This window comes from Actinomadura sp. NPDC049753 (genome assembly GCF_040674655.1).
Taxonomy (GTDB): Bacteria; Actinomycetota; Actinomycetes; order Streptosporangiales; family Streptosporangiaceae; genus Spirillospora; species Spirillospora verrucosospora.
This window is the reverse complement of the sequence record NZ_JBFARL010000150.1, coordinates 1-19,939: the sequence shown is the minus strand read 5'-3', so window position 1 is coordinate 19,939 and position 19,939 is coordinate 1. Positions and strand designations below refer to the sequence as shown.

Genomic DNA, 19,939 nt, shown 5'->3' with positions numbered 1-19,939 from the left:
CCTGCACCCGAGGCCCGCGGCGCGCGGGGGGGGGCGGGGGTCCCCCCCCCTCCCTGCAAATCACGGGTCCGCGTCGTCGGGGGGGTCGGGGGGGGTCGACCCCCCACAAGGAACACAGATGAGCGAAGTGGAACTGGAGGACGCGCTGGCGCGGCTCGACCGGGCCCGCGTTCCCGCCGACCTGTTCGGTGACGACCAGGCGGAGGCGGTGCGGCGCTACCGGCGGCTGGCCCGGCTCGTCCACCCGGACGCGGGCGGCGGCCGGACCGAGGAGGCGTTCGTCAGGCTGACCTCGCTCTGGCGCGCCTACAACCGCGGCGACGAGACGCTGATCACCACGCGCCGCCACGCGTACCGGCTGGAGGGCGACCCCATCGGCGGCGACCTCGCGGTGCTGTACGCGGCGCGCCCGGAGCCGGGCCGCGGGGTGCTGCTGAAGATGCCGCGCGACCCCGCCGACGGCGACCTGCTCGAACGCGAGGCCGTGGCGCTCCGGCAGCTTCCGAAGGACGGCGACGCCCGGTTCCTGCCCTACGTGCCGCGGCTCGTCGAGTCGTTCCGGCACCGGGACGCCGCCACCGGGACGCAGCGGCAGGTCAACGTGATCGCCGCGCTGGACGGCTTCCACAGCCTCGCCGAGGTCGGGCGCGCCTTCCCGGACGGCGTCGACCCCCGCGACGCCGCCTGGATGTGGCGGCGGCTGCTCGCGGGCCTCGGCTTCGCGCACCGCGCGGGCGTCCTGCACGGCGCGGTGCTCCCCGACCACGTGATGATCCACCCGGAGGAGCACGGCCTGGTCCTGGTCGACTGGTGCTACTCCGTCCCCGGCTGCCACGCGCACGCCGACCCCTCGGGGCGCGTCCCCGCGATGGTCGACCGGTACGCCGGCTGGTACCCGCCCGAGGTGCCCGGACGGCGGGCCGCGAGCCCGGCGACCGACATCTTCATGGCCGCCCGGTGCATGACCGGCCTGATGGGCGACAAGGCCCCGAAGGCGATGCGCTCGTTCGCGCGCGGCTGCACGCTGCCGGCGCAGAACCGGCGCCCCGCCGACGCCTGGCGGCTGCTGGCCGAGTTCGACGAGCTGCTGGAGCGGCTCTACGGCCCGCGCCGCTTCCGCCCCTTCCACATGCCCGCCACCCGCTGAAGGAGAGAGATCATGGGAAGCGGAAACTGGTCCACCGACGTCTACGCCGCGCGCGCGAGCTACCGCGCGTCCACCGGCGCCAGCGCGTTCGCCTACTCCGACGGCGGTGCCACCGCCGTCCACCCCGACCTGGACCCGCGCGGCGTGACCGTCCGGGAGAGCCGGGACTCCGCCGACCACCCCGAGTCGCTCGCCATCGGCGTGCTGTTCGACGTGACCGGCTCGATGGGGACCGTCCCGCGGACGCTGCAGGCCAAGCTCCCCGACCTGCTCGGGCTGCTGCTGCGCAAGGGGTACGTCGAGCACCCGCACATCCTGTTCGGCGCGGTCGGCGACGCGACCTGCGACCGGGCCCCGCTGCAGGTCGGGCAGTTCGAGGCCGACAACCGGATGGACGACGACCTCGGCAGGATCCTGCTCGAAGGCGGGGGCGGCGGCCAGATGCGCGAGTCCTACGAGCTGGCCATGTACTTCATGGCGCGGCACACCGCGATCGACTGCTTCGACAAGCGCGGCAAGCGCGGCTACCTGTTCATGATCGGGGACGAGCTGGCCTACCCGAAGGCGAAGCGGCGCGAGATCGCCGCGCTGATCGGCGGCGAGCCGGACGAGGACGTCCCCATCGCGAAGCTCGTCCGTGAGCTGCAGACGAAGTACGACGTGTACTTCATCATCCCGGAGGGCGCCTACCACGCCGGCAACCAGGAGCTGAAGGACTTCTGGCAGGGGCTGCTCGGCCAGAACGTGCTCTACCTGGACGACCTGGACGCCGTCTGCGAGACGATCGCGCTGACGATCGGGCTCGCCGAGGACGCCATCGACCTGGGCGAGGGGCTGGAGCACCTCGCGGAGGCGGGCTCGGACGCCGGCGCCTCGGTGTCGCGCGCGCTCGCCCGGCTGGACGCGGTCCGCGCGCCGGTCGCGGTCTCCTCCACGCCGCCCGGCCTGGACTCCTCAGGCCCGTCCGCGACGACCCGGCTCTGAGCCATGGGCCACGTGATCGTCGTCGACCTCGGCTTCGGGGACGCGGGCAAGGGCACGGTCGTCGACCACCTCTGCCGCACCGGTGCGCCCTCGGTGGTCGTGCGGTTCAACGGCGGCGCGCAGGCCGCGCACAACGTCGTCGCGCCGGACGGGCGGCACCACACGTTCGCCCAGTTCGGCTCGGGCACGTTCACGCCGGGAGTCCTGACGCACCTGTCGCGGTTCATGCTCGTCGACCCGCTGGCGCTCGCGGCCGAGGCCGACCACCTGCGCGCGGTGGGCGTCCCCGACGCGCTCGACCGGCTCACCGTCGACGGGGACGCGCTGCTCACGACGCCCTACCACCGGGCCGCCAACCGCGCGCGGGAGTCGGCGCGCGGCGCGGCCCGGCACGGGTCGTGCGGGATGGGCGTCGGCGAGACCGCGTCCTACGCCCTCGCGCACGACGACGCGCCGCGGGCGGCCGACTGCCTGTCGCCCGCCCGGCTGCGGCGCCGGCTCGCCGCCGTCCGCGACTGGTACCGGACCGCGTTCCCCGGCGGCGAGGACGTCCCCGGCGCCGACGCGTGCGCCGAGGCGTTCACCGCGTTCGCCGAACGGGTGCGGATCGTCGGCCCCGGGCACCTGCCCGCGCTGCTCCGCACCGGGAACGCGGTGTTCGAGGGCGCCCAGGGCGTCCTGCTGGACGAGTGGCACGGCTTCCACCCGTACACGACGTGGTCGACGACGACGTTCGCCAACGCCGAGACCCTGCTGGCCGAGGCGGGCGCGTCCGCGGCGCGGCTCGGGGTGCTGCGCGCGTACGCGACCCGCCACGGCCCCGGACCGTTCGTCACCGAGGACCCTGCGCTGACCGCGGACCTCCCCGACCCGCACAACGGCACGGGACGCTGGCAGGGCGCGTTCCGGGTCGGCCACCTCGACGCCGTGGCGCTCCGGTACGCGCTGGAGGTGGCGGGCGGCGTGGACGGCCTGGCGGTCACCCACCTGGACGTAGCGGGGGCACGTCCAGACCTGCGCGTCTGCCGCTCCTACGAGATGGACGGCGGCCGGGTCGGGCGCCTGGAGACGGGACCGCCCGACCTGGACCGCCAGGCCGCCCTCACCCGCCGCCTCCTGGCGGCGCGCCCGGTGTACGCCCCGCTCGGCGACCCGGTGGAGACGATCGAGGACGCGCTGGGCGCGCCCGTCGTCCTGCGCTCCCACGGCCCCACCTCGACCGACAAGCGCGCTGACCACTTCCGGACATCCATTGACCTGAGCGTGCGCTGAGAACAAGATCCCGCTAACGCCGCGGCTCTTCCGGAGGTGGACGTTGCGTCTCCCCCTGCGCACCCTGTCGGCATTCGCGGCGCTCGCCGCGTCCCTCGCGCTGCTGACCGGACCGGCCGCCGCGCCGCCCGCCGCGGCGCAGGCCGGCGACGGCTGCGACCCGATCGACCCGGCCGCGTGCCTGCTGCCGTTCCCGAACGACTACTACACGGTCGCCGACGCCGGCACGCCCACCGGCCGCCGCGTCCATCTGCGCACGACACTGAAGAACGCGCTCGGCGTGCCCGTGTCGCCGGGCGAGTGGAACCGCGCCGACGGCTTCTCCCCCGGCTCGATGCTGCTCAGCCGCGTCCCCGGCCTCGACCTGGCCCGCACCGGCGCCGCGCCCGTCACCGACATCGGCGCCTCGCTGCGCGACGACGCCCCGATCGTCATCGTCGACACCGCGACCGGCGAGCGCTGGCCCTACTGGGCCGAACTGGACGCGAACGCGCCCGCCGACCGCCGGGCGCTGATCGTCCGTCCGGCCCGCAACTTCCGCGAGGGCCACCGCTACGCCGTCGCGCTGCGCGACCTGCGCGACGCGTCCGGAGACCCGATCCGGCCGAACGCCGCGTTCGCCGAGATTCTCGGGCCCGACCTGCCGGCGACCGACCCGCTCGCGGCGCGGCAGCGGGACAGCAGGCGGGTCCTCGCCGCGCTGCGGGCCCGCGGGGTGAGCCAGGACGGCCTGTACCTCGCCTGGGACTTCACCGTCGCGAGCCGGCAGAGCCTCACCGGGCCCGTGCTCCGCATGCGCGACGACGCGCTGCGCGGTCTCGGCGACCGCTCCCCCTCGTTCCTCGTCACGCAGGTGGCCGACGACGTGGACGACAAGATCGCCCGGGAGGTGAAGGGGGTCGTCTGGGCGCCGAGCTACCTCGACCAGTACGGCGGGCTGCCCGGATCGGCCCTGCACCGCGGCGCGGACGGCATGCCCTCGCGACTGCCGGGCAACTCCCAGGCCGTCCCGTTCCAGTGCGAGATCCCGCGCTCGGCGCTCACCCGGCCCGCGCGCCCCGCCCTCTACGGGCACGGCCTGCTCGGCAGCGAGGGCGAGGTCGACGCGGGCAACGTCAAGGCGATGGCCGCCGAGCACGGCTTCGTGTTCTGCGCGACCAAGTGGATCGGCATGGCGGACGAGGACGTCCCGAACGTCGTGTCCGCGCTCGCCGACCTCACCCGCTTCCGGACGGTCGCCGACCGCCTCCAGCAGAGCCTCGTGAACTTCACCTTCCTCGGACGCGCGATGACCCGCGGGTTCGCGGGGAACAAGGCGTTCCGGAACGACGCGGGCGCACCCCTGATCGACACCGGCGCCGAGCTGACCTACGACGGCAACAGCCAGGGCGGCATCATGGGCGGCGCGCTCACCGCGGTCTCCCCCGACGTCCGCCGCGCCGTCCTCGGCGTCCCGGCGATGAACTACAGCACGCTGCTCAACCGCAGCGCCGACTTCCCGCAGTACGCCAAGATCCTCGACCTGTTCTACCCGGACAAGCTGGACCAGCAGATCGCCCTCGCACTCATCCAGATGCTGTGGGACAGGGGCGAGGCCAACGGGTACGCCTGGCACATGACCGACGACCCGCTGCCGGACACGCCGAAGCACCGCGTGCTGATGCACGTGGCGTTCGGCGACCACCAGGTCGCCCCGGTCGCCGCCGAGGTCGAGGCGCGCACGATCGGCGCCCGCGTCCACGCGCCGACCGTCGTCCCGGGCCGCAGCCCGGACAAGGCGCCCTACTGGGGCATCCCGACGTTCGGCGCGTCCCACGACGGCTCCGCCATGGTCGTCTGGGACAGCGGCTCCCCCGTCCCGCCGCTCACCAACACGCCCCCCACCGAGGGACGCGACCCGCACTCGGACCCCCGCGGCAACGCCGACGCGCGCCGGCAGAAGGCGGCCTTCCTCACCACCGGCGAGGTCGTGGACGTGTGCGGCGGGGGACCCTGCGTCATCACGCCCTGATCCGGACCTGAGATGATCGGGTTCATGCTGCAGGTCTGCCCCAACGGAAGCCGGACCGAGGGCGTCCCGACGTCCCCGGAGGAGATCGCCGCGGCGGTCCGCGCCGCGGCCGACGTGGGCGCCCAGGACGTCCACCTGCATCCGAAGGACGACGCGGGCGCCGACACCCTCGCGGCGCCCCGTGTCGCCGAGACCGTCGCCGCCGTCCGCGCCGCGACCCCGTCGATCCCCGTCGGGGTGACCACCGGCGCCTGGGCCGCGCCCGACCCGGTCGAGCGCGCCGCGCTGGTGCGCTCCTGGACCGTCCTGCCCGACCACGCCTCGGTGAACTTCCACGAGGAGGGCGCCGAACTGGTCGCCGAGGCGCTGTTCGAACGCGGCGTCGCGATCGAGGCGGGGATCTTCTCCGGCACCGACGCGGCGGCGCGGTTCCTCCGCTGGCCGCACGCCCACCACGTGCTGCGGATCCTCGCGGAGATCACCGACACCGACCCGGAGACCGCGACCGACACCGCCAAGGCGCTGCTGCACGACCTCGGCACGCGCCTGTCGCGCCCGATCCTGCTGCACGGCGAGGACGGCGGCGCGTGGCCGGTGCTGCGGCTCGCCGTCAGGCTGAACCTCGACGTCCGCATCGGGCTGGAGGACACCCTCGAACTCCCCGACGGCTCTCCCGCCGCCGACAACGCGGTCCTCGTCCAGACGGCCCGCGCCCTCCTCATGCCGTAGGCGCTTCCGGACCCGGGCGTCAGGAGCGCGGGTTGTGGCCCGCGGCGTCCAGGCGCGCCCAGCCGGCCTCCCACAGCTCGTCGCGGTGCCGGTCGCAGCGCCGCCGGACGAGGGCGTAGGCGATCAGGACGGGCAGCGCGCAGCCGAGCACGGTGGCGCCGGCCGCGTACACCGCGTCGGTGACGGTGCGGCTGTGCGGGCGGGGCCGGACGGTCGGTTCGCTCTGCCGGTCCACCCAGATCGTCCGGTGCGCGCCGACCTTGGCGTCCTTCCAGGCGGGCAGGGACCCGGCGTGGGGTCTGCCGTCCGCGCCCGGCCAGCTGGCCTGGACGGTCTCATGGATGTAGCGGTCGCCGGAGGAGCCGAGGCCGCCGGTCGAGGTGACCGTGGCGACGACCTGCCGGCGGTCGGCCCGCTCCGCGTTCTCCGCGCGCGTCCCCGCCGAGTAGGACAAGGACGCGGTCCATGCGGCGAGCGGCGGGGCGACGCCGAGCAGCAGCAGCAGGAGGCCGAGAGCGACCAGCCGCTGGACGCGGTCCACCGGGCGGCGCAACTCGCTGTGCTCCAGGCCGAGGCGCCGGCGCAGCCGCGTGAGCGGCGGGCCTCCTCGGCCGATGCCGGACCTGCGCATCCGCGTTCACCTCCCCGGGGCATGCCATCCCGGCAAGAGGCCTTTAGCCATCTTTTCCCAGGATATTCCCGCGCTCGTTGATCGGCACATCACCGGTGGCCGAATCATCTCCCGTTTCCGGGCCGTTATGCGGGGCCGAGGACCGAATCCGGCCGGCGGCCGGGACCTCGGGGCGCGCGGTTCGGCCCGCCCCGGCGGCCAGGGCGAGCAGCGCGCCGAGCAGGCACATCCCGGCGGTGATCCAGAAGATCTCCCGGTATTCGGTCCGCAGCGCGTCCTGGAGGGCCGCCTCGTAGACCTTCATCTGCTTCGCGAACTCGCCCTTGGACATCAGGAACGGCAGCGGCGGCTTCAGGTCGGCCGTGAGGGCGTGGAACCGGTGGAAGCCCCACGCGGTGAGCGCGGAGATCCCGAGCAGCATCCCCATCATCCGCGCGACGACCACGGCCGCGGACGCGACGCCGTGCCGCGCGGCCGGGACGAACGCCAGCACCGCCGACGACACCGGCGCGATCACCAGGCCGAGGCCGAGCCCCGTCACGACGAGGTCGACGTCCATTCTCGGCAGCGGGCCGTACGACGCGCCCGCCAGATCGGCCGGCCAGCCGGCGATCAGCAGGTAGCCGCCGGCGGACACCGCCATCCCCACGGCCATCGGCCACCGCTCCCCCACCCGCCGGGCGACCAGGCCGCCGGCCACCGCCGCGACGGGCAGCGCCACGAGGAACCGCGTGAGCAGCAGCGCGCCGTCCGTCGCGTCCTTGTGCAGGACGGTCTGCGCGACCAGCACGACGTCCACGAGCGTCACCATCAGCGCCGCGCCCGACAGCAGGCTCACGCCGAGCGTCGCCAGCAGCGGCCCCCGCCGCACGCCCGACAGGTCGAGCAGCCGCGTCCGCGACCTGATCTCCCACAGCACGAACACCGCCAGGACGGCGGCGCCCGCGCCCAGCGCCGGCAGGCCCCACGGAGGCAGGGCCGCCTCCTGCGGTTCGGGGTTGTAGACGGCGGCGACCAGCAGGCCGAGCCCGAGGGCCAGCAGCAGGCCCCCCACGACGTCCACGCCCGGCCGCGCTTCCTGCGGGGGGACGACCCCCCGCACCCCCCGGTTCGCTTCGCTCAGCCGAGCACTCTGTGGGGGGACGACCCCCCGCACCCCACGGTTCTCTTCGCTCAGCCGAGCACTCTGTGGGGGGACGACCCCCCACACCCCCCGGTTCGCTTCGCTCAACTCTGGGCCGGACCCGCGCCCGCCCGGCACCGCGACCTGCACGGCCACCATCGCCGCCGCCACAAGCGGCAGGTTGATCCAGAAGATCGCCCGCCAGTCGAGCGCCGCCGCGATCCCCGCCCCGTACAGGGGGCCCAGCACGCTTCCCAGCTCCTGCGCGGCCCCCACCGCGCCGAGCACGACCGGACGCTGCCGCTCCTCCCAGAGGTCACCGGCCAGCGCCATCGTCACGGGCAGCAGCGCACCGCCCGCGACGCCCTGCACGACCCTGCCCGCCGTCAGCACCGGGACGCCGTGCGCCAGCGCCGTCACCACGGACCCGGCCGCGAAGAACACCAGGCACGCCTGCAGCACCGGCCGCCGCCCGAACCGGTCCGACAACTGCCCGAGCAGCGGCATCGCCGCCACGTACCCCAGCAGGAACCCGGTCAGGACCGGCGTCACCCGCTCCAGCCGGTTCACGGGGATCCCGAGGTCCTTGACCACCGGCACCAGGATCGTCGTGACGACGTAGGCGTCCAGCGCGGCGAGCAGCACCACCGCGCCGCCGGCGCCGATCGCGACCCGGCGACGCCCGCTCACCGCGGCGCGCTGATCTTGTACGGAGCGTCGAACTCGGTGAACCTGATCGTCACCGAACCCTGGTCCTTCGGGAACGTCCCCCGCACCTTCAGCAGCCGGTGGTCGGCCCTGCTCACCCACACCTGGCCGTCCATGTCCTCGCCGATGCCGGGGATCAGGCCCGCGACCTGGTCCTTGGGGAGCTTCGCGGCCACCCGGTAGGCCTCCTTGCCGTCCACCTTCTCCACCGCCTCGGGCGACGGCTCCCGCGCCGACGTCAGCAGCTTCGCGATCCCCCGCTGCGGGTCGAGCACCGCCGACGGGTCGTACACGCTCGCCGCGAGGCCCTTGGGCAGCTTGCGCCAGCCGCCGGTCCCGGCGTCCAGGTAGATGCTCTCCCCGGCCGCGACGACCTTCATCTCGACCTTCTGGCCCTGCTGCTCCACCGCCAGCGTCCCCTCGGCGTCACCGCTGCGGAGCAGCTTCATGTCGCCGCCCTTCACCATGACCGGCGTCCTGCCCTCCGACTCCAGGGTGAACGCGACGCTCTTGAGGCTCCCCATGGCCTGCGCGGCCTGGCGGAGCGTCTGCGCGGCGTCGAAGTCGGCCTTCTTCGCGGGCCCGCCGGACCCGCCGTCGCAGGCGCCGGCGAACACCAGCGCGAGCAGGACGGGCACGAGAGCGAGGATGCGTCTGGACATACGCGGGACCCTACCGACGGGTACCGGCACCCGTCACTCGGTACCAGGTATGACATCCCACCCCCTCAGGTAGGACATCGCGGGCAGTACGGTTTCGGGACATCGGCGTTCGCGGTGGCCCTCGCGAAACGCCCGCCGCTAAGATTGCACCCGGCGACGCCCCGGCCGGCCCGGGGACACGCCTGGGGCGGTAGCTCAGCTGGTCAGAGCAGGAGACTCATAATCTCCCGGTCGCGGGTTCGAGTCCCGCCCGCCCTACCGACAGTGGCACACCGTTCCCGGAGCGGAGCGAGCCCCCTACGCGGGCCAGTCCGGGCGGCGCTTGTCCAGGAACGCCGCCATGCCCTCCTGCGCCTCCGGGGTCTGGCTGGACGCGGCCATCACCTCGATCGCGTAGGCGTAGGCGTCCTGTTCGGGGCGGTCGAACTGGGCGTACATGGCCTGCTTGCCGAGTGCCTTGCTGCGCGGGCTGCCCTGGGTGGCGCGCCGCAGGAGGTCGTCGACGGCCTTGTCGAGCTCGTCGTCGGGGACCGCGTAGTTGATCAGTCCCCACTCGGCGGCCGTGGCCGCGTCGACGACCTCGCCGGTGAGGGCCATCTCGGCGGCGCGCTTGCGGCCGACGTTCCGGGAGATCGCCACCAGGGGCGTGTGGCAGAACCAGCCGCCCTTGCCGCCGGGCGCGGCGAAGCCCGCGCTCTCCGCGGCGACGGCCAGGTCGCAGCTCGCCACGAGCTGGCAGCCGGCGGCGGTCGCGAGGCCGTGCACGCGGGCCACCACCACCTGCGGGACGGACTGGATCGTCCGCATCAGGTCCGTGCAGACCCGCAGCAGGTCGCGGGCGTCGGCGTGGGACGCGCCGGCCATGTCGGCGAAGTCGTGCCCGGCCGAGAAGACCGGGCCGTTGGCGGCGAGGACCACGCCGAGAGCGTCGGTGTCCCCCACGTCCCGGAACGCCTCGGTGAGCCGGAGGAGGAAGGCTCGGGAGAGCGCGTTGCGGCGGCGCGGCCGGTTCATCGTGATCGTGGTGAAGGGACCGTCGCGGTGCAGCAGGACGTCGTCGTCTTCGCTCATGTTCCCGACGTTACGTCAGACCCTCGTCGTACGGTGGTCCGGCGTCCACGAGCCGAGGGGGGCATGGCCTTGAAACTTCTCACCGCCACCAACTCCAGCCAGGGATTCCGCGGCAACGACTTCGACTGGTGCGTCGAAGGCGAGCTGGTCCACATCGGGACGGTGTGCGCCCGCGACCGCGACGACCCCGACGGCGGCTGCGGATGCGGCCGCTCCTTCGCCGGGCTCAACTCCCATCGCGCCACGACCACCGCGATGGTCCGCGAGATCCCGGGCTTCACCGACGCCGACTACGTCCTGGCCATCCGCTCCAGCCTCGAACAGCAGGGCTGCGACCCCTCCTTCGCCGAGCACGAGGCGGCCCTGCTGCGCTGCCTCGTGCGCGACTGGCCGGTGGGGGTTGTCGTCGAGCGCCGGCTGGATGAGATCGTGGTACGGCAGGTCGTCCAACCCTAGTCACGGAGGTGCGCGATGCTCGTCGCGTTCTCGGTCACCCCGCTCGGCGCGGGCGAGGAGGTCGGCGAGCTCGTCGCCGAGGCGGTCCGGGTGGTGCGGGCGAGCGGCCTGCCCAACCGGACCGACGCCATGTTCACCACGATCGAGGGCGAGTGGGACGAGGTGATGGCCGTGGTGAAGGCCGCCACCGACGCGGTCGCGGCCCGGGCGCCGCGGGTGAGCCTGGTCGTCAAGGCCGACATCCGGCCCGGCGTGACCGGCGCCCTCGACGCCAAGGTCGAGTCGGTGGAGCGCCGCCTCAGGTGAAGCAGGCCCGCACGCCGTTCTCGCCGCCGCGCGAGAAGGCGCGCAGGCGCTGGACGGCCGAGCCGTGGTCGCCCGGCCTGGTCCAGGGCGCCCGGTCGCCGATGACCGCGAAGGCGTCCACCAGCTCCTGCTCGTCGCCGTCCTCGAACCGCAGCGTGCCGTCGTCGGACGAGCCGTAGAGGGCGGCGCCCGCGAGGCAGTCGGCCTGCAGCTCCGCGGCGGGCGACACCAGGCCGCGCCGGAGCCGGTTCTGGACGGCGTGGCCCCACTCGTGGGAGATCACGAGGTAGACCCACGCGTCGCCGCGCGCGTACCCCGACCGCATCAGGTGGGCGTCCCAGGCGACGAAGTCCCCGGACGGGCAGTAGGCCGCGTTGTCGGGTTCGAAGCGCTCGCGGCCGCACACCGGCGCTGAGGCCGGGTCGCGGCCGTTGTAGAGGCCGACGACGCGCGGTGAGCTGTACTCCCCCGTGAACAGGCGGTCCCAATGCCGCCGCCAGAAGTCGTCGGTGAGCGCCTCGGCGGAACGGACGTCCTCCCGGAACCCGCGCTCGTCGAACGCGGCCGGGGCGGGTGCGCGGGACGCGACCCGGGTGCCCTGCGCCGCGGGGCGGGCGCCGGGCCCCGCCGGCGCCGGGTGGAACTCGCAGGCGCCCGTGAGCGCGGCGGCCACCGCGAGCGCGCCGGCGAGGGCGGCGCGCCGCCGCGAACGGTTCCGTGCCGTGTGCCTCATGACGGGTCATACGCGCGCGGACCCCCGGAAGGACGAACACCCGCCCGAATGGGCCCGCACTGTGCTCCCCGCACAACCCGAACGACGTTCGATTGGACCCCCGCCCCGTCTTGCCCGCGGCCCGTGGACGCAGGTCGGGGCCCCGTGCTGGGGTGCCGGTCACACGAACTTCTGGAGGGGCGCATGGCGAACGGGACCCTCGCGGTCCGCGGGCTGTCGGTGAGCTACGGGCGGGCGGTGCGGGCCCTGCGCGAGGTCTCGCTGGACGTCCCGGCGGGATCGGTGACGGCCGTCCTCGGCGCGAACGGGGCCGGCAAGACGACCCTGCTCCGCGCGATCTCGGGCACGCTGCCGTTCCACCGCGGCGCGGTGGACGCGGGCACGGTCAGGCTCGGCGAGCGGTCCCTGGTCGGCCTGCACCCGGCCACCGTCGTGGCGGCCGGGGTCGTGCAGGTCCCGGAGGGCCGCCGGGTGTTCGGCCGGCTCAGCGTCGAGGAGAACCTGCGGGCGGGCGCGCTCGGCGCGCCGAGCAGGTCCGACGCCGCGAAGGCCCGCGCGCGGGTGCTCGCGCTGTTCCCGCTGCTGGCGGAGCGGGCGCGCCAGCGGGCGGGGCTGCTGTCGGGCGGCGAGCAGCAGATGCTCGCGATCGGGCGGGCGCTCATGGCGTGCCCGGCCGTCCTGCTGCTGGACGAGCCGACGCTAGGGCTCGCGCCGATGATGGCCGAGCGCATCGCCGAGACCGTCCGGGAGATCAACCTGCAGGGCACGGCGATCCTGCTGATCGAGCAGAACGCGGCGCTGGCGCTGGAGCTGTCGTCGTCCGCGCACGTGCTGGAGGTCGGCGCGGTGACGCTGCGCGGGCCGTCGGCGGAGCTGGCGGCGAGCGACGAGGTCAGGCGCCGCTACCTCGGCGTCGGCGGCGCGGACGCCGCGGCCCCCGAGGCCGGGGACGGGCCCTCGCTGGAGCGGTGGTCCGCCGGATGAGCGGCGCCGAGGCGGAGGCGGGCGAGCTGCGCGTCAGCGGGCTCACGGTGCGGTTCGCGGGGCTGACCGCGCTGGACGGGGTGGGCTTCGCCGTCGCGCCCGGCAGCGTCCACGCGCTCATCGGGCCGAACGGCGCGGGCAAGTCGACGTGCTTCAACGTCCTGTCCGGCGTCTACCGGGCGAGCGAGGGCAGCGTGCGGTTCGGCGGGGCGGAGCTGACCGCGCTGCCGCCGCACCGGATCGCGGGCCTCGGCGTCGCCCGGACGTTCCAGAACATCGCGCTGTCGCGGCACCTGTCCGTCGAGGACAACCTCATGCTCGGGCGGCACCGCCTCACCCGGGCGGGGTTCGTCTCGGCGGGTCTGCGGCTGCCGCGGGCGCGCCGCGAGGACGCGCGGCACCGGGTCCGGGTCCGCGACATCGCCGCGTTCGTCGGCGTCGCCGAACATCTGGACGCGCCCGTCGGGCTGCTGCCCTACGGCGTGCGCAAGCGGGTCGAGCTGGCCCGCGCGCTCGCGATGGAGCCCCGGCTGCTGCTCCTGGACGAGCCGGTGGCCGGGATGAACGGCGCGGAGCGGCGGCGGATGGCCGAGGTCATCTTCCGCGCCCGCGCCGACCTCGGCCTCTCGGTCCTGCTGGTCGAGCACGACATGGGGATGGTCATGCGGCTGGCCGACGAGGTCACCGTCCTGGACTTCGGCAGGCGCATCGCGGGCGGCGCGCCCGCGGCGGTGCAGCGCGACCCGGCCGTGATCCGCGCCTACCTCGGCGCCGCGCACGCGCCCGCGGGCGCCCCCGAATCGGAGGGAAATCCTTGAGCACGTTCATCGAGCTGGTGGTCAACGGGGTCTCGGCGGGGTCGGTGTACGCGCTGATCGCCCTCGGCTTCGTGATCATTTTCAGGGCCACCGAGGTGGTCAACTTCGCGCACGCCTCGCTGCTGCTGGCGGGCGGCTACGTGACGGCGGTGCTGCACGACGACATCGGTTTCCTGCCGGCGCTCGGCGCGGGCGTCGCGGCGGCGGCCGCCGCGGGCGCCCTGGTGGAGCTGCTGGTGCTCCGGCGCGCCCGGGTGGAGGACCGGTCCGTGCTGGCGATCGTCACGATCGGCGTCGACATCGTGCTGACCACAGCGCTGACGCGGGAGATCGGCACCCGGGTGCTGTCGCTCGGCGACCCGTGGGGCGACCGGATGGTCGAGGTCGCGGGCGTCGGCGTCGCGCAGACGCGGATCGCCGCGTTCGCGACCGCGGCCGTCCTGATCACCGCGTTCCTGCTGGCGTTCCGCCTCACGCCCTGGGGCGTGGCGATGCGGGCGGCGGCCGAGGACGGCGAGACGGCCGCGCTCATGGGCGTCCGGCTGGGCCGCGTGTCGCTCGCCGCGTGGGCGATCGCGGGGGCGCTCGCGGCGGTGGCGGCGCTGTTCCTGACCGTGTTCCCCACCCCCGGCCTCGACCGCGCCACCTCGTTCGCGGCGATGAAGGCGTTCCCGGCCGCGATCCTCGGCGGCCTCGACTCCACGACGGGCGCGCTCGTCGGCGGCCTCGCCGTGGGGCTCACCGAGTCGCTGGTGACGGGGTACCAGGGCGAGCTGGCGTTCCTCGGGCGCGGCATCGGCGACGTGGCGCCGTTCCTGGTGATGCTCGCGGTGCTGCTGGTGCGCCCCGCCGGGCTGTTCGGGACGAGGGAGCTGTCGCGTGTCTGACGCCCGGATCCGGTTCGCGGCCGCCGCCGCGTCCACCCTCGTCCTGCTGGCCCTGCCGTTCTACCTCGACGCGTTCTGGCTGCAGACGGGCCTGTTCGCGATGTCGGCGGCGGTCGGCGCCATCGGCCTGAACCTGCTGACCGGCGCCACCGGGCAGCTGTCGATGGGGCACGCCTTCTTCCTCGCGGTCGGCGCGTACGGGTACGTCTACCTGGCGTCCGGCTCCGGGCCGCGGCTCGCGGGCCTCGGGCTGCCGACCCCGCTGGCGTTCCTCGGCGCGATCCTGCTCGCGGGCGTCGCGGGCGGGCTGTTCAGCCCCATCGCGGGACGGCTGCGCGGCACCTACCTCGGCATCGCGTCCCTCGCGCTGATCTTCATCGGGCAGCACCTGCTGTTCAACGCCGAGAGCGTCACCGGCGGGTTCAACGGGCGGGACGTCCCGCCGCTGGAGATCGCCGGGTTCCGCTTCGACGACGCCCCCGAACTGGTGGTGTTCGCCGTCCCGCTCGGCGCGCTGGAGCGGCTGTGGTTCCTCGCCGTCGCGCTGCTGGTCCCGGCCGTGTGGATCGCGCGCGGCATCCTGCGCGGACGGCCCGGGCGGGCCCTCAACACCGTCCGCGACCACGAGGTCGCGGCGGCGGTCATGGGCGTCCCGGTGGCCCGCTACCGGGCCGGCGTGTTCGTGCTGTCGTCGATGTACGCGGGCGCGGCCGGGGCGCTGCTCGCGCTGGCGTTCCGGCGGACCGTGCCCGACTACTTCGGCATGTTCCTGTCCCTGGACTACCTCGCCATGATCGTCATCGGCGGGCTCGGCACCGCGGCCGGGGCCGTCGCGGGCGCGGTGTTCGTCTCCGTCCTGCCCCAGCTCCTCACCCGCTTCGGCGACGACCTGCCGCTCGTCGCCGCGCCGGGCTCGGGCGGCGTCTCCCCCGCCGAGGCCGCCCGGATCCTGTACGGCGCCGCCGTCGTCGCCGTCGTGCTCTTCCTCCCCGGCGGCCTGACCGGGGCGTGGGCGCGGCTGCGCACCGCCGCGTCCCGGCGCCGGGCCTCCCGTCCCCTCACCCGATTCGAGCAAGAGGAGCAAGCGATATGAAGCGCATCCCCAGGTTCGGCGCGGCGCGCCTCGCCGCGGCGGCGCTGGCCGTGGCGCTGCCGCTGGGCATGGCGTCGGGCTGCAGCGGCAAGGCGTCCGGCGGGTCCGGCGGCACCGGTTCGGACGGTGTGAAGACCGGGCCGGGCGTCACCGACGGCACGATCCGCGTCGGCGTCGAGACCGACCTGACCGGCGTGTACGCGCCGCTCGGCAAGAGCCTCACCCAGGCGCAGCGGATGTACTTCGAGCAGCTGAACGCCCAGGGCGGCGTCTGCGGGCGCAAGGTCGAGCTGGTCGTCCGCGACCACGGCTACGACGTGCAGAAGGCCGTCGCCGGGTACAGCGAGATGCAGTCGAGCGTCATCGGCATCGCCCAGTTCGTCGGCTCGCCGATGGTGACGGCGCTGAAGGGCCGCATCACGGCCGACAAGATGTTCGTCATCCCGAACGCCTGGTCGACGACGCTGCTCGGCAGCAGGTACATCCAGGTCACCGGCACCACCTACGACATCGACATGATCAACGCCCTGGACTTCCTCACCCGGGAGAAGGGCATCGCCAGGGGCGACAAGGTCGGGCACGTGTACTTCGAGGGCGACTACGGCGAGAGCGCGCTCGCCGGAGCGAAGTACGCGGCGGGCGAGCTCGGCCTGACGCTCGTCGAACAGAAGATCAAGGCGACCGACAACGACATGTCCGCCCAGGTCGCGGCGCTGAAGAGCGCGGGCGTCAAGGCGATCCTGATGAGCGCCGGGCCCCGGCAGGGGGCGTCGCTGGCGGGCCTCGCCCGCGCCAAGGGCATGACGGCGCCGATCGTGGCGAGCAACTCCGGGTTCTCCCCGCAGCTCCTGCGGACCGCGGCCGCGCCCGCGCTGCTGAAGGACTTCTACCTCGCCAGCGCCGGCGCGCCCGTCTCGTCCGACCTGGCGCCGATCAGGAAGCTGGCGGACGACTACGGGAAGAAGTACCCGGGGCAGCCGCGCGACAGCGCCGTCGTCAACGGGTACACGGGCGCGGTCATCTTCGCGGACGCGCTGAAGAAGGCGTGCGCGGCCAAGGACCTCACCCGCGAGGGGCTGATCACCGCGCACCGCTCCACCACCGCCCACGACGGCGGCTACGGCACGCCGATGGACTTCTCCAAGGTGGACGAGCCCGGAACCCGCAAGACCTACATCCTGCGGACGGACGCCAAGGCGCTCGGCGGGCTGGTCGTCGAGCGGCAGCCCATGGAGTCGGAGGCGGCCGGGAAGTACAAGGTTCCCGCCGGGGCCTGAGGATCGCCGGGACGCACGCCCCGGCCCGCGGTCAGCCTTCGGAGACCAGGCGCGCCGCGACCCGGTCGAGGACCGCGAGGTCCTCGGCCGGGAGGTCGTAGAGCGACGGCGGCGGGGTGTCCAGGATCCGCTCGGCCTCGGCCGCGGCGGCCCGCCCCGCCGCCGTCGCGGTCACGATCTTGGATCGGCGGTCGGCGGGGTTCTCGGTCCGCTCGACCAGGCCCCGCCCGACCAGGTCGTCCACCACCAGGGTGACGTAGGGGCGGTCGGTGAGCAGCCTCTCGGCGAGGTCGCGCAGCGTCAGCGGCGCGCTCGCCGCGGCGACGTACCGCAGCGCCTTGACCCGGAAGAAGCTCATGCCGAGCGCGTCGGTGACCTCACGGCGCCGGTCGCCCCGCTCGTGCAGCAGGACCCGCAGGTTGTGCCACGCCCGCGCGGCGGCGTCGGCGTGCTGGACTGCGGGCTCGGTCATCGCGCACTCGCTCCCGTCACATCGCGTGCGTCCGGCGCCGGCTCGTCGCCGCCGAACAGGCCGGCCGTGCGCGCCGCGCTGCGGGCGGCCCGCCGGCCCGTGGTGGCCGTGCCCAGCACCAGGACGGCGCCGGCGCATCCGGCGAGGATCCAGTATGCCGGTCGGGCGGCCGACACGAAGGCGTCCGAGGCGGGGTGCGCCGCGGACGTCCCGGCGGCGAGCACGGCGCCGATCACCGCGACGCCGAGCGCCTGCCCGATCTGCCGGCTGGTGGAGGCGACCGCCGCGGCGACGCCCGCCTGGGCGCGCGGTATCCCCGACACGGCGGTGTTCGTGATCGGCGAGTTCAGCATGCCGAACCCGAGACCGAACAGCACGTACGCGGCGAACAGCGTGACGTCGCGGGTCTCGGCGTCGAACGCGGCGAACAGCAGGCCGCTGGCGAGCATCGCCGCACCCGCGATCTGGAGCGGGAGCCGCGGGCCGCGGCCGCCGACGAGCCGTCCCGACAGCGGGGCGGACGCGGCGGTCATCGCCGCCATCGGCAGCAGGAACAGCCCCGCGTGCAGCGCCGACAGCCCGCGCACGTTCTGCAGGTAGAGGGTGTTGAGGAAGAGGAATCCGCCGAGCGCGGCGAACCCGCTGACCGCGATGACGGTCGCGCCCGAGAACGGGACGCTGCGGAAGAAGCGCAGGTCGATCAGCGGCTCGGGGGTGCGCAGCGCGTGGACGACGAACCCGGCGAGGGCCGCCGCGGCGACGATCGCGGCGCCGTAGACGGCGGGGTCGGCCAGGCCGCGGCCGGGCGCCTCGATGATCGCGTAGGTCAGCGTCCCGAGCAGCAGGATCATGAACGCCTGGCCGAGCGGATCGGGGCGGCGGGGGCGCGGGGCGCGCGACTCGGGGACGAACAGCGCGGTCAGCACCAGCGCGGCGAGCCCGATCGGCACGTTCAACCAGAAGATCGAACGCCAGCCGACCGAGTCGACCAGCACTCCGCCGACCAGCGGTCCCATCGCCATGCTGAGCCCGACGACGGCGCCCCAGACGCCGATGGCGCGGGCCCGCTCGCGCGGCCCGGTGAACACGTTCGTGATGATCGACATCGCGACCGGGTTGAGCATCGACCCGCCGACCGCCTGCACCACCCGGGCGGCGACGAGCAGGCCGAGCGACGGCGCGAGGCTGCACAGCACCGACCCGACGGAGAAGAGCGCGAGCCCCGTCTGGAACACGCGGCGCCGCCCGATCCGGTCGGCGGTCGAGCCGGACAGCAGCAGCAGGGACGCCAGGACGATCAGGTACGCGTCGATCGTCCACTGAAGGCCCGACAGCGAGCTGTGGAAGTCGCGCTGGAGCGACGGGAGCGCGACGTTGAGGATCGTGTTGTCCAGGCTGACGATGAGCAGGCTCAGGCAGCAGATGGCCAGCACCGCCAGCCGGCGCCGGGGACTGAGTTCGGGCACGCCGCCTCCAATCGTTATAGCCCTACAACCATTATGAGGCTACAACGATTCCGGGCGTGCCTCCGCCCGGGCGGCGGGCGCTAGCGCGGGGCGGCGATGCGGGCGCGGGCCGCCGGGACGACCAGCGGGGTCCCGGTCTCCGGGCAGTCGATCACCCGGCACGGCAGCCGGAACACCTGCTCCACCAGGTCGGCGGTGACGACGGCGGACGGGTCGCCCTCCGCCGCGATCCGGCCGTCCCGCATCGCGATCATGTGCGTGGCGTAGCGGGCGGCGTGATTGAGGTCATGCAGGACGGCGACGACCGTCCGGCCCTCCTCGTGCAGCCGCGCGCACAGGTCGAGCACCTCGATCTGGTGCGCGATGTCCAGGTAGGTCGTCGGCTCGTCCAGCAGCAGCAGCGGCGTCTGCTGGGCGAGCACCATGGCGATCCAGACCCGCTGCCGCTGGCCGCCCGACAGCTCGTCCACATGCCGGTCGGCGAGGTCCCCGACGCCGGTCGCGGCCATCGACTCGGCGACGACCCGCTCGTCCTCCCTGGACCACTGCCGCAGCAGGCTCTGGTGCGGGTACCGGCCGCGCGAGACCAGGTCGGCGACCGTGATCCCCTCCGGCGCGATGGACGACTGCGGCAGCAGCCCGAGCGTCCGCGCCAGCTTCTTGGCGGGCCAGTCGGCGATGGGGCGGCCGTCCAGCACGACCGTCCCGGCGGCGGGCCTGAGGATCCGCGCCAGCGCGCGCAGCAGCGTCGACTTGCCGCACGCGTTCGGCCCCACGATCACCGTGAACGAGCCCTCCGGGACCGCCACGTCGAGGTCCTCGGCGATGGTGCGCTTGTCGTAGGCCAGGGTGAGCCCGGCACCGGCGAGCCGCGCGGTCGCGTCCTTCATCACATCCGTCCCGTCTTGCGTTCGGTCACGAGGAGCCAGACCAGGTACCCGCCCCCGAGCAGCCCGGTCACCACGCCGACCGGAAGCTGGTGGCCGGGGAAGCCGCGCTGCGCCGCCCAGTCGGCGGCCGCCGCGGCCCAACACAGTGTGGATCAGGCCGGGCGCCTCCACGTTGGCGCGCACGCGGCGGGGCGCGCCCTCGGCGGCGATGTCGGGGAC

Annotated in this window: 20 protein-coding genes and 1 tRNA gene; 13 read left to right on the top strand and 8 right to left on the bottom strand. The window is 74.4% G+C overall.

Features of this window, described 5'->3' with window-relative positions; translation table 11 throughout:
- The first annotated feature begins 118 nt into the window (after positions 1–118).
- The 5 genes from AB0K37_RS30065 to AB0K37_RS30045 are packed head-to-tail and all read left to right on the top strand — an operon-like array spanning position 119 to position 6,143.
- Positions 119–1,147 carry a molecular chaperone DnaJ gene (locus AB0K37_RS30065; RefSeq protein WP_363986708.1) on the top strand — a complete coding sequence of 343 codons (1,029 nt, stop codon included), beginning with the start codon at positions 119–121 and terminating at the stop codon, positions 1,145–1,147.
- A 12-nt stretch (positions 1,148–1,159) separates the two neighbouring features.
- Positions 1,160–2,131 (top strand): hypothetical protein, encoded by a 972-nt coding sequence (locus tag AB0K37_RS30060; RefSeq protein ID WP_363986707.1) that lies wholly within the window; start codon positions 1,160–1,162, stop codon positions 2,129–2,131.
- A 3-nt stretch (positions 2,132–2,134) separates the two neighbouring features.
- Complete coding sequence (locus AB0K37_RS30055) at positions 2,135–3,403, top strand: adenylosuccinate synthetase (RefSeq protein ID WP_363986705.1); 1,269 nt, start codon at positions 2,135–2,137, stop codon at positions 3,401–3,403.
- Between the two features lie 43 nt (positions 3,404–3,446).
- Positions 3,447–5,414 (top strand): hypothetical protein, encoded by a 1,968-nt coding sequence (locus AB0K37_RS30050; protein ID WP_363986703.1) that lies wholly within the window; start codon positions 3,447–3,449, stop codon positions 5,412–5,414.
- Positions 5,415–5,438: 24 nt separating this feature from the next.
- Positions 5,439–6,143 carry a 3-keto-5-aminohexanoate cleavage protein gene (locus AB0K37_RS30045; protein ID WP_363986701.1) on the top strand — a complete coding sequence of 235 codons (705 nt, stop codon included), beginning with the start codon at positions 5,439–5,441 and terminating at the stop codon, positions 6,141–6,143.
- Positions 6,144–6,162: 19 nt separating this feature from the next.
- Here AB0K37_RS30045 and AB0K37_RS30040 read toward each other — a convergent pair whose 3' ends face one another.
- From AB0K37_RS30040 to AB0K37_RS30030, 3 genes are read right to left on the bottom strand one after another with little or no spacing between them, the layout of a single operon-like run.
- Complete coding sequence (locus AB0K37_RS30040; RefSeq protein ID WP_363986699.1) at positions 6,163–6,774, bottom strand: hypothetical protein; 612 nt, start codon at positions 6,772–6,774, stop codon at positions 6,163–6,165.
- Positions 6,775–6,817: 43 nt separating this feature from the next.
- Positions 6,818–8,587: an MFS transporter gene (locus AB0K37_RS30035; RefSeq protein WP_363986697.1), complete on the bottom strand. Its 1,770-nt coding sequence runs from the start codon at positions 8,585–8,587 to the stop codon at positions 6,818–6,820.
- Positions 8,584–9,267 (bottom strand): LppX_LprAFG lipoprotein, encoded by a 684-nt coding sequence (locus tag AB0K37_RS30030; RefSeq protein WP_363986696.1) that lies wholly within the window; start codon positions 9,265–9,267, stop codon positions 8,584–8,586. Before AB0K37_RS30030 ends, AB0K37_RS30035 begins: the two co-directional genes overlap by 4 nt.
- A gap of 184 nt (positions 9,268–9,451) precedes the next feature.
- Between AB0K37_RS30030 and AB0K37_RS30025 the strand changes: the two genes are divergently transcribed.
- A tRNA-Ile gene (locus tag AB0K37_RS30025) sits at positions 9,452–9,525 on the top strand.
- 39 nt (positions 9,526–9,564) lie between these two features.
- Here AB0K37_RS30025 and AB0K37_RS30020 read toward each other — a convergent pair.
- Entirely contained in the window at positions 9,565–10,338 is a 774-nt protein-coding gene (locus AB0K37_RS30020) for an enoyl-CoA hydratase-related protein (protein WP_363986694.1), read from the bottom strand.
- Positions 10,339–10,401: 63 nt separating this feature from the next.
- Here AB0K37_RS30020 and AB0K37_RS30015 point away from each other — a divergent pair, with 63 nt between their 5' ends.
- On the top strand, positions 10,402–10,794 hold the full coding sequence (locus tag AB0K37_RS30015; protein ID WP_185023356.1) for a hypothetical protein: 393 nt from the start codon (positions 10,402–10,404) through the stop codon (positions 10,792–10,794).
- 15 nt (positions 10,795–10,809) lie between these two features.
- The gene (locus AB0K37_RS30010) at positions 10,810–11,100 is read left to right on the top strand and encodes an MTH1187 family thiamine-binding protein (RefSeq protein WP_141577257.1); all 291 of its coding nucleotides are present in this window, start codon (positions 10,810–10,812) and stop codon (positions 11,098–11,100) included.
- Here the strand turns inward: AB0K37_RS30010 and AB0K37_RS30005 are convergent.
- Positions 11,093–11,833, bottom strand: a complete 741-nt coding sequence (locus tag AB0K37_RS30005) for a hypothetical protein (protein ID WP_363986692.1) — start codon at positions 11,831–11,833, stop codon at positions 11,093–11,095. The genes AB0K37_RS30010 and AB0K37_RS30005 overlap by 8 nt on opposite strands.
- 183 nt (positions 11,834–12,016) lie before the next feature.
- Between AB0K37_RS30005 and AB0K37_RS30000 the strand changes: the two genes are divergently transcribed.
- From AB0K37_RS30000 to AB0K37_RS29980, 5 genes are read left to right on the top strand one after another with little or no spacing between them, the layout of a single operon-like run.
- Positions 12,017–12,817, top strand: coding sequence for an ABC transporter ATP-binding protein (locus AB0K37_RS30000; protein ID WP_363986690.1), 801 nt, complete (start codon positions 12,017–12,019; stop codon positions 12,815–12,817).
- On the top strand, positions 12,814–13,635 hold the full coding sequence (locus AB0K37_RS29995) for an ABC transporter ATP-binding protein (protein WP_363986689.1): 822 nt from the start codon (positions 12,814–12,816) through the stop codon (positions 13,633–13,635). The genes AB0K37_RS30000 and AB0K37_RS29995 overlap by 4 nt, the downstream gene beginning before the upstream one ends.
- On the top strand, positions 13,632–14,522 hold the full coding sequence (locus AB0K37_RS29990; protein ID WP_363986687.1) for a branched-chain amino acid ABC transporter permease: 891 nt from the start codon (positions 13,632–13,634) through the stop codon (positions 14,520–14,522). The genes AB0K37_RS29995 and AB0K37_RS29990 overlap by 4 nt, the downstream gene beginning before the upstream one ends.
- Complete coding sequence (locus AB0K37_RS29985; RefSeq protein ID WP_363986685.1) at positions 14,515–15,615, top strand: branched-chain amino acid ABC transporter permease; 1,101 nt, start codon at positions 14,515–14,517, stop codon at positions 15,613–15,615. Before AB0K37_RS29990 ends, AB0K37_RS29985 begins: the two co-directional genes overlap by 8 nt.
- Positions 15,612–16,892: an ABC transporter substrate-binding protein gene (locus AB0K37_RS29980; protein ID WP_363986683.1), complete on the top strand. Its 1,281-nt coding sequence runs from the start codon at positions 15,612–15,614 to the stop codon at positions 16,890–16,892. Before AB0K37_RS29985 ends, AB0K37_RS29980 begins: the two co-directional genes overlap by 4 nt.
- Before the next feature lie 31 nt (positions 16,893–16,923).
- On the opposite strand, the gene AB0K37_RS29975 is transcribed toward AB0K37_RS29980, so the two are convergent.
- The 3 genes from AB0K37_RS29975 to AB0K37_RS29965 all read right to left on the bottom strand — a co-directional run bounded on the left by AB0K37_RS29975 (position 16,924) and on the right by AB0K37_RS29965 (position 19,720).
- Entirely contained in the window at positions 16,924–17,364 is a 441-nt protein-coding gene (locus AB0K37_RS29975; protein ID WP_345174558.1) for a MarR family transcriptional regulator, read from the bottom strand.
- Entirely contained in the window at positions 17,361–18,830 is a 1,470-nt protein-coding gene (locus AB0K37_RS29970) for an MFS transporter (RefSeq protein WP_363986681.1), read from the bottom strand. Before AB0K37_RS29970 ends, AB0K37_RS29975 begins: the two co-directional genes overlap by 4 nt.
- A gap of 80 nt (positions 18,831–18,910) precedes the next feature.
- Positions 18,911–19,720, bottom strand: coding sequence for an ABC transporter ATP-binding protein (locus tag AB0K37_RS29965; RefSeq protein WP_363986679.1), 810 nt, complete (start codon positions 19,718–19,720; stop codon positions 18,911–18,913).
- Between the last annotated feature and the right edge of the window lie 219 nt (positions 19,721–19,939).

Excerpts from the sequence above, each read along its gene's own strand:
- AB0K37_RS30065 (WP_363986708.1), top strand. The coding sequence starts at position 119 with ATGAGCGAAGTGGAACTGGAGGACGCGCTGGCGCGGCTCGACCGGGCC.
- AB0K37_RS30060 (WP_363986707.1), top strand. The coding sequence starts at position 1,160 with ATGGGAAGCGGAAACTGGTCCACCGACGTCTACGCCGCGCGCGCGAGC.
- AB0K37_RS30055 (WP_363986705.1), top strand. The coding sequence starts at position 2,135 with ATGGGCCACGTGATCGTCGTCGACCTCGGCTTCGGGGACGCGGGCAAG.
- AB0K37_RS30045 (WP_363986701.1), top strand. The coding sequence starts at position 5,439 with ATGCTGCAGGTCTGCCCCAACGGAAGCCGGACCGAGGGCGTCCCGACG.
- AB0K37_RS30040 (WP_363986699.1), bottom strand. The coding sequence starts at position 6,774 with ATGCGCAGGTCCGGCATCGGCCGAGGAGGCCCGCCGCTCACGCGGCTG.
- AB0K37_RS30030 (WP_363986696.1), bottom strand. The coding sequence starts at position 9,267 with ATGTCCAGACGCATCCTCGCTCTCGTGCCCGTCCTGCTCGCGCTGGTG.
- AB0K37_RS30020 (WP_363986694.1), bottom strand. The coding sequence starts at position 10,338 with ATGAGCGAAGACGACGACGTCCTGCTGCACCGCGACGGTCCCTTCACC.
- AB0K37_RS30015 (WP_185023356.1), top strand. The coding sequence starts at position 10,402 with ATGGCCTTGAAACTTCTCACCGCCACCAACTCCAGCCAGGGATTCCGC.
- AB0K37_RS30010 (WP_141577257.1), top strand. The coding sequence starts at position 10,810 with ATGCTCGTCGCGTTCTCGGTCACCCCGCTCGGCGCGGGCGAGGAGGTC.
- AB0K37_RS30005 (WP_363986692.1), bottom strand. The coding sequence starts at position 11,833 with ATGAGGCACACGGCACGGAACCGTTCGCGGCGGCGCGCCGCCCTCGCC.
- AB0K37_RS30000 (WP_363986690.1), top strand. The coding sequence starts at position 12,017 with ATGGCGAACGGGACCCTCGCGGTCCGCGGGCTGTCGGTGAGCTACGGG.
- AB0K37_RS29995 (WP_363986689.1), top strand. The coding sequence starts at position 12,814 with ATGAGCGGCGCCGAGGCGGAGGCGGGCGAGCTGCGCGTCAGCGGGCTC.
- AB0K37_RS29980 (WP_363986683.1), top strand. The coding sequence starts at position 15,612 with ATGAAGCGCATCCCCAGGTTCGGCGCGGCGCGCCTCGCCGCGGCGGCG.
- AB0K37_RS29975 (WP_345174558.1), bottom strand. The coding sequence starts at position 17,364 with ATGACCGAGCCCGCAGTCCAGCACGCCGACGCCGCCGCGCGGGCGTGG.
- AB0K37_RS29965 (WP_363986679.1), bottom strand. The coding sequence starts at position 19,720 with ATGAAGGACGCGACCGCGCGGCTCGCCGGTGCCGGGCTCACCCTGGCC.